This is a genomic window from Streptomyces dioscori (genome assembly GCF_003024195.1).
Taxonomy (GTDB): Bacteria; Actinomycetota; Actinomycetes; order Streptomycetales; family Streptomycetaceae; genus Streptomyces; species Streptomyces dioscori.
The window spans coordinates 323,104-335,202 of the sequence record NZ_KZ679048.1; the positions used below are offsets into that span (position 1 = coordinate 323,104).

Genomic DNA, 12,099 nt, shown 5'->3' on the forward strand with positions numbered 1-12,099 from the left:
CCCGGTGCCCCGGTGCCCAGCTTCACACGGCCCGACTTCCCGTCTTGTACTGAGCGTTTGACACAACACTCCGGCAGGAGCCATCTTGTACCCATCGATTGGTACAAGCTCGTTCGGGGGATCTCCAGATGCTCGACACCGTCCCACTGCAGTCCCGGATCCTCGATCATGCCGACCACTACGCCCGTTGGTCCGGGCTGGCCATCGGGATCGTGGCCGCACAGCATCTGATCACGATGAACAGCGGGGACATCGCGCTGCCCCTGGTGTTCGCCATCACCGCTTTCGGGCTGTGCGCGGTGGGTGGTGTGCTGCTCGGCGACGCCCTCACGCTGCCTCCTCAGGAGACGGTACGCACCGCGAGTCTCGCCCCGCGTCTGATCCGCGACCAGGTGCCGCCGCGGATGGCGCCCCTGCTTCTTCTGCAGGCGGCGTTCCTCGTCGTTCTGCTGGTGGTCGGCGCGGTCACGGCCTCCTCCGTCGTCGACCGGCCCGACAGAGCGGGGAGCGTCATCAACGTCACCTGCGAGGGGATCCGCACCTCCCTGGGCCCCTGGCCGGGCCTGTACTACAGCGGCCCGATGTTCGCCGCGCTCGCGGTGGCGACCCCGGTCTGCGTCTGGGCCCTGCGCCGCATCGCCGACGGCACGGGCGACGAACAGCAGCGCCGCGACCGTGCGTGGGCCATCACCGGAGCCTGGGGGCTGCTGGTGTCCAGTCAGGTGCTGCTCGTCGTCCTGATGCTGTTCGTCGCGCTCACGGACAAGACCTGCGCGGGCCCGCTGGGCGCCGCCACCCTCGTGGCGATCTGCCCTCTCGGCCTGCTGGGCATGTTCTGCTTCGGATGGTCCCTGGCCACCGTCGTGGCACCCAGGGCGGTCGACGACGAGGCGGCCCACGAGGCGGCCCACGAGGCGGTCCACGGGGCGGCCCACGAGTCGGCCCACGAGGGGACTTCCGGCGATGAGTGACCCCGTCGTCCGCGTCGACACCACCGGCCAGGTGCCGCCGTACGAGCAGATCCGCGCCCAGTTGGCCGCGCTGATCCGCACCGGCAGGCTGGCCGAGGGGGAGCGGCTGCCGACCGTACGCCAACTCGCCACGGACCTGGGGCTGGCGCCGGGTACCGTGGCTCGCGCCTACCGTGAGCTGGAGGCCGCCGAACTGATCCGGACCCGCCGCGGCGCGGGTACCAGGGTCGCACCGCTCCCGCCGGACGCCCACGCGCACGACGTCGGCCGACTCGCCACCCTGGCCCGGGACTTCACCTCGGCCGCCCGGGCGCTCGGCGCGGACACGGAGGACATCCTGACCGCCGTCCGCGACGCGCTGGAACCCGGTTCGGCCTCCCCTTCGCGCGCACCCGGAAGCGGAACGCGCGGCCCCAGGACCGCGGGCGTCACACCGGCTGCCCCGGGGAGCGGCACGGCGAAGAGCGCGGCGCGCAGTCCCTCGTAACGCCGGTTCCGACTGGGCTCGCACCGAAGCCGAAGCCGAAGCCGAAGCCGAAGTCGAAGCCGGAGCCAAAGCCGGAGCCGGAGCCGGAGCCGAAGTCGGCCGCCGTGCTACTGGTCACCTTTCAGGTAGCGGGTGATCATGGCGGCCAGCTCCCTCTCCAGCCTCTCGACCTGGATGGGGTGCGGGCTCGCCATGAGCTTGTGGGTGTTCATCTCCACCGTTCCCACGACGAGTTCCGCGGCCATGTCGAGATCCTCCACGCGGACGTCCGGATGCCGGGCGAGCACGTCGCGTATCTGCCGCACCCGGTCCTTGCCGTGCCGCTCCATCGCCTCGATCAGTTCGCCGGAGACCGGCGCTTCCTCGATCATCATCCGCAGGAGCTGCGGGTCGTCGCGATGGTGGTCGATCGCGTCGCGGACCAGCGCCAGCACCGCTTCCTTCAGGCTGCCGGGGGACAGGTCCAGCTCGTCGGCCCCCGTCCAGCCGCCGCGGTCGATGTGCCGGACCAGCAGCTTGGCCAGGATGGCGTCCTTGTTCGGGAAGTACTGGTAGAGCGAGCCGATGGACACGCGGGCGTGTTCGGCGATGCGGTTGGTGGTGCCCGCGGCATAGCCGTACTCGCCGAAAACGTGAGCAGCGGCACTCAGGATGCGCTCACGGGTGAGTTCGGCGCGCACCTGCCGAGGCGTTCTACGTGGGGTGATGCGGCGTTCGTCGGAGGGCATCCGGCGGTCCTTCCGGGCGGCGGAAAGCGAGTAGCCAAGAGGTGAGCTTTTACTCAGAATAGTGCCATGACCTGCGCAAACAAGCGAAGCCAGATAATCGGAGCACGTCCGTGATCCCCCAGGTGAGCGTTCCCCGGGAGCGACGGACGATCACGTTGGAAGTGCGTCGGCGCGAGCTGCTCACACCCGGCTTCGCCCGCGTCACCCTCGGCGGCCCCGGCGTGCGGGACCTCGTCCCGGCAGGCGGCGACCAGGCCGTCCGGCTCTTCTTCCCGAGGGAAGGGCAGAGCGAACTGAGGATGCCGACCGCCTCGAACGAGGCGGCGTGGATGGTCCAGGTGATGCTCATGCCCAGGACGGCCCGCCCGTGGGTGCGCAACCTGACCGTCCGGCGGCTGCGGCCCGCGGAGCAGGAGATCGACATCGAGTTCGCCCTGCACGGCGACTCGCCCATGAGTGCGTGGGTGCGCCGGGTCCGGCCGGGCGACCAGGCCGGGATCTTCGACCTGGGGACCACGTACCGGCCGCCCGCACACACCCGGGGGCGGCTGCTGGTGGGTGACGACAGCGCGCTGCCCGCCGTCCTGGCGATCCTGGAGGGCGACCCGGACCCCGTACCCACCGCGGTCTTCCTGGAAGTGGCGACCGCGGCCGACGTCCGGCCCGTTCCCGCGCGGGCCGGTGTGCGCGTCCACTGGCTCAGCCGTGACGACGAGAGTCTGCGGCCCGGCGCCCGCGCGCTGGAGGCGATCCGCGACGCCGAACTGCCCGGAGGCCCCCTCTACGCATGGGTGGCCGGCGAGTCCCGGCTGGCCACGGGCGTCCGGCGGCACCTGGTCGACGACCGCGGCGTACCCAAGCGGGACATCTCCTTCAACGGCTACTGGCGACTGGGCCGGTCCACCCCCGGCTGACCCGGCCCGCCCTCCCCGCTGACCCGGTCCACCCCCGGCTGAAAAGGACTCTCATGCACCAGCACACCCTCCGGCCGGACGCCATGCACCGGCTCTCGTCCGCGGCCGAGGTCGACGCGGTCGTCGGCCGCCCCGCCGCGATCGTCATGCGCAAGCAGATCGGCGTCCTCGACGCGGGCTGCCGGGACGTCCTGGCCCACAGCCCGGTCGCGGCCTTCGGCCACCGGGGTGCCGACGGCACCGCCCGGACCACCTTCGTCGGCGGGGCGCCCGGGTTCGCACGCGTCCACTCCGAGAAGCGGTTCTCGTTCCGCGTTCCCGGTCCGGCCGTCGCGCACGGCCCGGTCTCGCTGTTCTTCCTGCTGCCCGGTGTGGGCGAGGTGCTGCGCGTCAACGGCACGGCATCCGCCCTCAGGGGCGGGGAGACGGCCGTGGACGTCACCGAGGCGTACGTGCACTGCGCGCAGGCCGTGATCCGCTCAGGCCTGTGGGAGCCGCCCGCCCCGTTCCCGGCAGCCGGGCCGGTGGCGGGCGAGGGTCCGCTGACCGGCCCCGGCGTGAGCGACTTCCTGGCAGCCTCGCCCTTCCTGGCCCTCTCCACCTGGGACGCTGCCAACGGCGCCGACACCAGCCCGCGCGGGGACCGCCAGGCGGTCGCGCGCATCCTGGACGGCCGCACCCTGGTCCTCGCCGACCGCAGGGGGAACAAGCGCGCGGACAGCCTGCACAACCTGCTGCAGGACGACCGGCTCTCCCTCGCCGCGCTCGTCCCCGGCCGCAGCGGTGTACTGCACGTCCACGGGCGAGGCGCGATCACCGACGACGCCGAGCTGCTGGGGACACTGGCTCTGCGAGGGACGCCCCCGCATCTCGCCCTCCTCATCGACGTGGAGTACGCAGAGGTGAGCGGCAACGAGGCGGTGTCCGGCGCGCGGCTGTGGACACCCGACGCACGGACCGCTCACGGCCGGACACCCGACATGATGGCCCTGGGAGGCGCCCACCTGGCCGCCAACTCGGCTGACTCCGGGGGCAGATCGGCATGGCTGATCAAGCTCGTCACCTCCCTGCCCGGCGTGACCCGCCTCCTGCGGAAGGCCGCCGACCGCGCCTACGTCTCCGGACTGCGCAAAGAGGGTTATGGCGACGTCCACGCCCCCGCTCAGCGCGGCGACGCCTCGCGAAGCGTCTCCCAAGTCGCGGCGCGGGAAGCCCCTTTGCGGCCTGTGCGTGTCCGCGGGATACGCCAGGAGACACCCACCGTCCGAACCCTGGTCCTGGAGGACGCGACCGGCCGGGCCGAGCCGTTCGACTTCCATCCCGGCCAATTCTTCACGCTGGTAACGGACTTGGAGGGCGTGCCGGTACGGCGTGCCTATTCGGCCTCCTCCGTCCCCGGCGCGACGCACCTGGAACTCACCGTCAAGCACGTGGAGGGCGGACTCTTCTCCACGCACGCCCACCGCGGTCTGCGTCCCGGGGACCAGCTCGCGGTCCGCGGCCCCTCCGGCACCTTCCACACCCCGGCACAGGCACCCGAGGAACTGGTGCTCATCGCGGCGGGCAGCGGCATCACCCCCATGATGAGCATGATCCGAACCCGCCTGTCCGATCCCGGCGCGGCGGGCACGATCCATCTGCTCTACAGCAGCCGGAGTCCCGAAGACGTCATCTTCGGCGACGAGTTGACGCGTATGGAGAGGGACTGTCCGGAGCGGCTGGCGGTCACCCATGTCTTCTCCCGTCGCGACGGCCGGCTCGACACCGACGGCGTCCGCCGATGGGTGACCGGCCTGTCCCTGCCGGACGACGGCGCACATCACTACGTCTGCGGCCCGGAAGCGCTGATGGACACCGTCCAGGACGTCCTGCGGCGTCTCGGCGTGCCGGACGAACGCATGCACCAGGAGCGCTTCACCGGTGGCGTGGCCGCTCCCGCCGCCGCGGCACCGCAGGAGATGACGGTCGAGAAGGAGGGGGGTCTCGTCGGGGCCACCGTGGTCGAGCCCGGCCAGACGCTGCTCGACGCCGGTCTCGCCGCGGGACTGCCCATGCCCTACTCCTGCACGGTCGGCAACTGCGGCGAGTGCATGGCGCGGATCCGCGGCGGGCAGGTCACGCAGCCTGAGCACACCTGCCTCACACCCGAGCAGAAGGCCGAGGGCTACGTGCTGACATGCGTCGGCTGCCCGCTCTCGAAGGTGACGCTCGACATCACCGAACCGGCGGACTCCGAAGGGCCCGGGGCCTGGAGGCCGGAAGAGGCGGGCAGCGTCGGGTAGTCGGTGTAGCCGGTGGGGCCGCCGGTGTACATCGCGTACTCGGCGCGTACGTCATTGACGCGGGCGCCCGTGCGGATCCGGTCGACCAGGTCGGGGTTGGCGAGGAACGGGCGGCCCAGCGCGATGAGGTCGGCGCCCGCGGCCAGGAGGCGTTCGGCGGCGCTGCGGCCGCCGTCGGCGGGGATCCGGTCCGGCGGCAGGACCGGATTGGCGATCAGGGTGCCGGTCCAGAGCTCGCGCAGCCGGGCGAAGAGCGGCCGGCCGGGGTGGCGAAGGCGATGTGCAGATAGGCCAGGACCTTGTCCGCGTTGGCCGTCAGCAGGGCCGGATACAGGTCGTCGGCGACGGCGTCCACGACCTCGGTGGTGAAGCGGATGCGGTTCTCGACACTGCCGCCGTAGGCGTCGGTGCGGTGGTTGGTGTTGGGGGTCAGGAACTGGTGGAGCAGATAGCCGTTGGCGCTGTGCACCTCGACTCCGGCGAAACCCGCGTCGACGGCCCGGCGGGCGGCGTCGGCGAAGTCACGGACGGTCCGGCGGATGTCGTCGGCGGTCATCTCGCAGCGACGGTGGACCGGCGGAGACGGCTGACGCGTTCCTGGTGAGCGAGCTGACGGTGGAGCGGGACCGCATCGATCGCATGATCGAGGACCTGCAGCGCTCCCGTTCCCTGCTGGACAGCATCATCGACACCGCCGCCGCGCCCCCGGGCCGGGAGCGCGGTGCGCTTCGGCCTCGGTGAAGCGGGCCGTCAGCGACCGGCGCTCCGCAGAGCTGCGGTGTACTGCGGGTGGAACGCCTGGAGGAGAACGCGGGTGCGACCCAAGTCGCCCTGTCCGCAGACGACATCGCGGACCTCGACGCCACCACGGCTGCCCGCATCGGCGTGCATGGCGACCGCTACGACACCATGCACCTGGGACTCGTCGGCAAGTGAGACGGCCTCCGCCGACGGCCTCCGCTGGCGGGTTCACGCCGGCGGGTTCACGACGGCGGGTTCATGCCGACCGGCTTCCGTGAAAACCCGTTGGCGGCCCGCGGCGGCCACTGCTACCTTTCCCGAGGCCGTGCGAGAGTGCGAGAGAAGGAGGAGGTGGTACCCGTGACATCACTGTCGACATGGGTGCTCTCCTCCGGGGTCACGGTCGGGCGATAGATCGTCCGGGAGCGCCGTCCAGCAGCACTCCCGAAAGGCCCGACCATGCGTGACACGACCAGGCGCGACACGACCAGGCGCGACACGACACTGCACTTCACGTCCGAACAGCGCCTCGACGACGGCGTCCTCGCACGCGAGTTCACCCTCGGCGAGATCCCCGGCACCCTCTGGACGCCTGAATCCGCCGAATCCGCCGAATCCGCCGAATCCGCTGTATCCGCTGTATCCGCCGCACCGGCCCCGCTGATCCTCATGGCCCACAACAACGGCCTGCCCAAGAGCGACGCCCGGCTGGTGGCCCGGGCCCGGCACTCCGTACGACGCGGCTACGCGGTGGCCTCCATCGACGCCGCCGGGTGCGGTGACCGGCCCCGTTCCGCCGCCGAAGAACAGGCCCGCGCCGACCTCCGCCGGGCGCTGCGGGCCGGCGAGCCGGTCGATGAGATCTTCGAGTCCCTCGTCGGGCCGCTGGTCGACAAGGCGGCCCCGGAATGGCGGGTCACTCTCGACGCCCTCCTGTCGCTGCCGGAGGTCGGCGGCCCGGTCGGGTACTCGGGGTGGACCGCCCTCGGTATCCGGCTGGCGGTGACCGAACCACGTATCGCCGCTGCCGGGTTCTTCGCCGGGGGATACGTGCCCCACGCCCAGCGTGAGGAGGCCCGGAAGGTCACCGTCCCGCTGCTGCTCCTGCTGCAGTGGGACGACGAGGGGAACCCCAGGCAGCGGGCCCTGGACCTGTTCGACGCCTTCGGCACCGAGGCGAAGACGCTGCACGCCAACACGGGCGGGCACACCGGGACCCCGTGGTTCGAGGGAGAGGACGCCGGCCGGTTCTTCGACCGACACCTCTCACAGCACGGAGGCCAGGGCCTTCAGGGGCCTCGCTAGAAGGCGCCGACCGGTTCGGGGCGGCGGGTCAGCAGGCGTAGGCACGCCACCGGGCGGTCGCGTACGGGGCGGCGGGTGACCGTGGCGCCTCGGGTCGTCACCGATTCCAGGCGCTGGTGGTGCAGGTCCAGGATGAAGCGCATCAGCCGCCGGTGTTCGTCCGAGCAGTGGTCGAGCAGCACGCCCGCCTCCCGGAGCGTGGCGCGCGCGGTGCGGGCGGTGGCCGCGACCAGCGCGCGTACCCCGGGCAGGTCGCGGCCCCGCTCCAGGTCCTCGCGCGTGATGTCGTACCGGTCGAGATCGCTGACGGGCAGGTACAGGCGCCCACCGCGCAGGTCTTCGTGCAGGTCGGTCAGGATGTCCGTGCGCTGGGCCGCGTCGGCGAACAGCCGGCACGCGGCGGCGAACTCGGCGCTGCCGCCGCCCTGATGGGCCAGCCCCGAGGTGATCATCAGGAACGGCCAGGTGAGCTGTTCCACGTACCGCTGGTAGTCGGCCTCGGTGGCGAAGCCCGGGAAGTCGAGGTCGATCCGCGCGCCCTCCAGATACGAGTCGACCCACCGGCGCGGCAGTTCACGGGCGGCGGCGGTGTTCAGGAACGCGCGCAGCAGCGGGTGTTCGGCGTGTCCCGAGTCCAGCGCCGTACGCACCTGCGCGTCCCACGCGTCGTAGCGCCGGGTACGTTCCTCGACCGTGCCGCGGTCGCAGACGTCGTCGGTGTAGGAGGCGAACGCGTAACCGGCGAGGACATGCGGCTGATGGTCCGCGGGCACCATCAGGCGCACCGCCAGATAGCCGGCCGGCTCCCGCCGCCGCATGAACCGCGCGACCTTCATGTAGTCGTCACGCAGCCCGCCCTGGCTCACCTCGGCCGCTTCCAGACTTCTCCGCCAGGTCCGCACGTTCCGCTCTCCTGAGACTGCCGGTCTTCAACCACCCAAGCCGGTCTTCAACCACCCAAGCGACGCACGCTACCAGTCACGTGATCTTCGGCGGACGGCAGGTCCTGGCGGGGGCTCGCGGGCGTCAGCGGCGCCTGCGCAGCGTGTACGCGGCGCCCGCCGTGATCAGGAGCCCCGCCGCGCCGCCCGCCACAAGGGGCAGCGCGGGCGCCCGGTCGTCGTCGGACGTGGCGGAGGAGACCGCCTCGCCGGGATCGCTGGTCACCGTCTCCGACGGCTGCGGGGGAGCGCCGCCCGCATCGGCCGGGGACTTCGAGGGTGAGGGCGCGGCGCTGGTCTCCGCCGCCTCGGACTTCGTCGGCGTGGCGGAAGGCTCGCGCGTCGCGGACCCGGCGGACCCGGCGGACCCGGCGGACCCGGCGGACCCGGCGGAACCAGCGGATCCGTCAGTGTTTTTCGCGGCGGGGAAGACCACGTCCGAGCACGAGTAGTACGTGTCCGGCGTACTCGTGTTCTGCCAGATCGTGTAGAGGAGATGGCGTCCGGTGCGGTCGGACGGCAGCGTGGCCTTGATCCGGTAGGCGCCGTTCACCAGAGCCGGATCGGTGGCCGTCGCGAAGGGCTGGGTCGGCAGGTCGGACCACTTGAGCGGCTTCGCAGGGTCGTAGCCCTCCTTCGTCAGGAACAGCTTGAACGTTCCTGTGTGCGGGATCGTCGACCTGTAGGTGAGCGTCATGCCCGCCCCGGCGGTCAGCCGCGTCGAGGGCCAGTCGGCGCGGGCCAGGTCGAGGCCCCGGTAGGCGGCGAGGCCGCCACTGCACAGCTTGCCGTCGGGGACGACCTGCCGGTCCCGGCCGTTCACGCCCGCCAGCCGCAGGTTGTCGAAGACGGCGACCCCGGAGGCGGTGGCGGCCCGGCAGGCCGCCGACTGCGCCCGCTGTCCGCCCTCGGGTGAGCAGGCGACCACCCGGCTGACCGGGTCGGTCGGCGCCCCGTGCGCGGCGGCGGGCCCGGCGGCCCCCACCGCGAGCAGGAGCGGTGCCGTCCCGGCGAGGACGACGAGGGCGGCGGTGCGGGGTGCGGTCGTCATGGGCGGGATTCCTCCTGGGACGGCGGGCAGGGGAAGCCCGCTGTCCCTGAAGTACGGGAGAGGCGCAAGGGGCGTTCAACTCCCCCCACGGCCCGTGGGCGACTCCACGGCCAGTGGGCAACCCCACGGCCCGTGGGCAACCCCACGGCCCGTGGGCAACTCCTCCTCGGGGTCACTCCCTGTGCGGCCGGCTCCCCGTACGGGTCATCAATACGCGCCGTCCGCCGCCCGCCCCGCTGGAATGGATCCGTGACGGGAACCGTGGCCGCAGGCGTGACAGGATTCGTGACAGGACTGGACCCGTGACCGCGCCCCCGGACGACTGTCTCGCGCGCAACGAGTGGATCTGCGGCGACTACCTGAGCACCCGCCGCCACATCCTCCTCGACGCGGTCGGCCAGCACCTCCAGCTGACGGTGCTCTCCGTCCTCATCGGTCTGGCGATCGCCCTGCCGCTGGCCGTACTGGCCCGCCGCTGGGGCTGGGCCGCGGGCCCCGTGCTCGCCGTCACGACCGTCCTCTACACGATCCCGTCGCTGGCGATGTTCTCGCTGCTCCTGCCGGTGTACGGGCTGTCGGCGGCCCTCGTCGTCGCCGGACTCGTCCTGTACTCGCTGACCCTGCTCGTACGGAACATCCTGGCCGGGCTCCGGGCCGTGCCCGAGGACACCCGGCAGGCGGCCCGCGGCATGGGGTACGGGCCCGTGCGGCTCCTGCTCACCGTGGAACTGCCGCTGGCGCTGCCCGCCGCCATGGCGGGGCTCAGGATCGCCACCGTCTCGGCGGTCTCGCTCGCCACGGTCGGCGCGATCGTCGGCTTCGGAGGGCTCGGCAACCTCATCTACGCGGGCATGAACACCTACTTCAAGGCCCAGGTCCTCACCGCGTCCGTGCTGTGCGTGGTCATCGCGGTCGCCGCCGATCTGCTGCTGCTCGGGATCCAGTGGCTGATCACCCCCTGGACGAGAGCGAGGCGCGGATGAACACCCTCACCGACGCCTGGAACTGGCTCACCGACTCCGCGCACTGGGCGGGCGACGACGGCGTCTGGCACCGGCTCGGCCAGCATCTCGTCCTGACCGTCGTCTGCCTCGTGATCAGCTGTCTGATCGCGCTGCCCATCGCCCTCGTCCTGGGCCACCTCGGCAGGGGCGGCGCGCTCGCCGTCAACATCTCGAACGTCGGCCGGGCCGTCCCCACCTTCGCGGTACTGGTCCTGCTGCTGCTCACCCCCATCGGCGACTGGGGCGAGGGCCCCACCGTCGTCGCGCTCGTCCTGTTCGCCGTACCGCCACTGCTCACCAACGCGTACGTCGGGATGCGCGAGGTCGACCGGGACGTCGTGCGGGCGGCCCGCGGCATGGGGATGACCGGCCGGCAGCTGCTGTGGCGGGTCGAGGCGCCGCTCGCGATGCCGATGATCATGGGCGGGGTGCGGATCGCGGCCGTACAGCTCGTCGCCACCGCCACGATCGCCGCACTGGCCGGAGGCGGCGGACTCGGCCGCATCATCACCGCCGGGTTCAACCTGGCGAGTACGCCGCAGGTCGTCGCCGGGGCCGTCCTCGTGGCCGTCTTCGCCCTGCTCGTCGAAGCGGTCTTCGAAGTGGCCGAGCGGCTGCTGCCCCGACGGGGCACACGATGAGGAGGGGGCCCGCGATGAGGACGGGACACCTGGTGAGGCGGCGCGCGGCCCTCGCCGGCCTGTTCCTCCCGGTCCTGCTGCTCCTGCCGACCGCCTGCGCCTCCGGCCCTTCCCTGGAGAACCAGGGCGAGGTCACCGCACCGCCCGGCGACAGCAGGAACCTGACCATCGGCTCGGCGGGCTTCACCGAGAGCGACCTGCTGGCCACCATGTACGGGCTGCTGCTGAACCAGGCCGGCTACAAGACGTCGACGCTCACCGTCGCCAACCGCGAACTGTACGAGCCCGCCCTGGAGTCGGGGCAGATCGACGTCGTCGCCGAGTACGCGGCGACCTTCGCGGACTGGCTGAACGCCAAGACCAACGGGGCGGACGCCCCCGCCGTAGGCTCGCCCGACCTGGACGCCACGATGGCCGCGCTGCGGAAACTGGCCGCGCCCCGCGGGCTCACCGTCCTCGACCCCGGCAGGGCCGTCGACCAGAACGCCTTCGCCGTCACCCGGGCCTTCGCCCACGAGCACGACCTGAAGACACTCAGCGACCTGGGCGCCTCCGGGGTGGAGGTACGACTCGCCGCCGGTGACGAGTGCGTACAACGGCCCTACTGCGAACCGGGATTGAAGAAGACCTACGGCATCGACGTCACCGGTGTGGACCCCAAGGGCGTCGGCACTACGCAGGCGAAACGGGCCGTGCAGAACGGCCAGGACCAGATGGTGCTGACCACCACGACGGACGCGACCCTCGACGACTTCGGCCTGGTCCTGCTCACGGACGACAAACACCTGCAGAACGCCGACTACATCGTGCCGGTGGTCAACCGCTCGCGGGCGGGCAGCAAGAAAGTCGCGACGGCGCTCGGCAAGCTCAACGGAGTACTGACGACACGGGACTTGGCCGCCATGAACCAGCAGGTCGACAGCTGGCGCCGACTGCCCGAGGACGTGGCCCGGACGTATCTGCGGGACCGCGGATTGCTCCCGTAGCAAGGCCGTGACGTCTGTCGCAGTACTGGTGCGGCGGAACGGCTTCCC

12 protein-coding genes and 2 pseudogenes are annotated in these 12,099 nt (G+C 71.8%); 10 read left to right on the forward strand and 4 right to left on the reverse strand.

Annotated elements, in window-relative coordinates:
• The first annotated feature begins 128 nt into the window (after positions 1-128).
• Entirely contained in the window at positions 129-971 is an 843-nt protein-coding gene (locus C6Y14_RS27370; protein ID WP_225891308.1) for a hypothetical protein, read from the forward strand.
• Positions 964-1,338: pseudogene (locus tag C6Y14_RS27375) on the forward strand (GntR family transcriptional regulator); the annotation flags it as partial. The gene C6Y14_RS27370 and the pseudogene C6Y14_RS27375, both read left to right, overlap by 8 nt.
• 227 nt (positions 1,339-1,565) lie before the next feature.
• Here the strand turns inward: C6Y14_RS27375 and C6Y14_RS27385 are convergent.
• Positions 1,566-2,186 carry a TetR/AcrR family transcriptional regulator gene (locus C6Y14_RS27385; RefSeq protein ID WP_107019483.1) on the reverse strand — a complete coding sequence of 207 codons (621 nt, stop codon included), beginning with the start codon at positions 2,184-2,186 and terminating at the stop codon, positions 1,566-1,568.
• A gap of 122 nt (positions 2,187-2,308) precedes the next feature.
• Here C6Y14_RS27385 and C6Y14_RS27390 point away from each other — a divergent pair, with 122 nt between their 5' ends.
• Together C6Y14_RS27390 and C6Y14_RS27395 are read left to right on the forward strand one after the other, a co-directional pair.
• On the forward strand, positions 2,309-3,100 hold the full coding sequence (locus C6Y14_RS27390) for a siderophore-interacting protein (protein ID WP_225891309.1): 792 nt from the start codon (positions 2,309-2,311) through the stop codon (positions 3,098-3,100).
• Between the two features lie 53 nt (positions 3,101-3,153).
• Positions 3,154-5,382, forward strand: a complete 2,229-nt coding sequence (locus tag C6Y14_RS27395; RefSeq protein ID WP_107019485.1) for a 2Fe-2S iron-sulfur cluster-binding protein — start codon at positions 3,154-3,156, stop codon at positions 5,380-5,382.
• Here C6Y14_RS27395 and C6Y14_RS27400 read toward each other — a convergent pair.
• Positions 5,265-6,001: pseudogene (locus C6Y14_RS27400) on the reverse strand (oxidoreductase); the annotation flags it as partial. The gene C6Y14_RS27395 and the pseudogene C6Y14_RS27400 overlap by 118 nt on opposite strands.
• On the opposite strand from C6Y14_RS27400, the gene C6Y14_RS27405 reads away from it, so the two are divergent.
• The 3 genes from C6Y14_RS27405 to C6Y14_RS27415 all read left to right on the forward strand — a co-directional run bounded on the left by C6Y14_RS27405 (position 5,983) and on the right by C6Y14_RS27415 (position 7,428).
• Positions 5,983-6,123, forward strand: a complete 141-nt coding sequence (locus tag C6Y14_RS27405; RefSeq protein ID WP_199854872.1) for a hypothetical protein — start codon at positions 5,983-5,985, stop codon at positions 6,121-6,123. The pseudogene C6Y14_RS27400 and the gene C6Y14_RS27405 overlap by 19 nt on opposite strands.
• A 48-nt stretch (positions 6,124-6,171) precedes the next feature.
• The gene (locus C6Y14_RS27410) at positions 6,172-6,318 is read left to right on the forward strand and encodes a hypothetical protein (RefSeq protein WP_199854873.1); all 147 of its coding nucleotides are present in this window, start codon (positions 6,172-6,174) and stop codon (positions 6,316-6,318) included.
• A gap of 309 nt (positions 6,319-6,627) precedes the next feature.
• Positions 6,628-7,428, forward strand: coding sequence for a dienelactone hydrolase family protein (locus C6Y14_RS27415; RefSeq protein ID WP_107019572.1), 801 nt, complete (start codon positions 6,628-6,630; stop codon positions 7,426-7,428).
• Here C6Y14_RS27415 and C6Y14_RS27420 read toward each other — a convergent pair.
• Both C6Y14_RS27420 and C6Y14_RS27425 read right to left on the reverse strand, forming a co-directional pair.
• Entirely contained in the window at positions 7,425-8,330 is a 906-nt protein-coding gene (locus C6Y14_RS27420) for a squalene/phytoene synthase family protein (RefSeq protein WP_107019486.1), read from the reverse strand. The genes C6Y14_RS27415 and C6Y14_RS27420 overlap by 4 nt on opposite strands.
• Before the next feature lie 124 nt (positions 8,331-8,454).
• Positions 8,455-9,420, reverse strand: a complete 966-nt coding sequence (locus C6Y14_RS27425; protein ID WP_107019487.1) for a lytic polysaccharide monooxygenase — start codon at positions 9,418-9,420, stop codon at positions 8,455-8,457.
• 302 nt (positions 9,421-9,722) lie between these two features.
• On the opposite strand from C6Y14_RS27425, the gene C6Y14_RS27430 reads away from it, so the two are divergent.
• Genes C6Y14_RS27430 through C6Y14_RS27440 form a run of 3 tightly spaced genes read left to right on the forward strand, consistent with a single transcriptional unit; the run spans position 9,723 to position 12,051 of the window.
• Positions 9,723-10,403: an ABC transporter permease gene (locus C6Y14_RS27430; RefSeq protein ID WP_107019488.1), complete on the forward strand. Its 681-nt coding sequence runs from the start codon at positions 9,723-9,725 to the stop codon at positions 10,401-10,403.
• The gene (locus tag C6Y14_RS27435) at positions 10,400-11,065 is read left to right on the forward strand and encodes an ABC transporter permease (RefSeq protein ID WP_107019489.1); all 666 of its coding nucleotides are present in this window, start codon (positions 10,400-10,402) and stop codon (positions 11,063-11,065) included. Before C6Y14_RS27430 ends, C6Y14_RS27435 begins: the two co-directional genes overlap by 4 nt.
• 14 nt (positions 11,066-11,079) lie before the next feature.
• Entirely contained in the window at positions 11,080-12,051 is a 972-nt protein-coding gene (locus tag C6Y14_RS27440; protein ID WP_107019490.1) for an ABC transporter substrate-binding protein, read from the forward strand.
• The last annotated feature ends 48 nt before the right edge of the window (positions 12,052-12,099 follow it).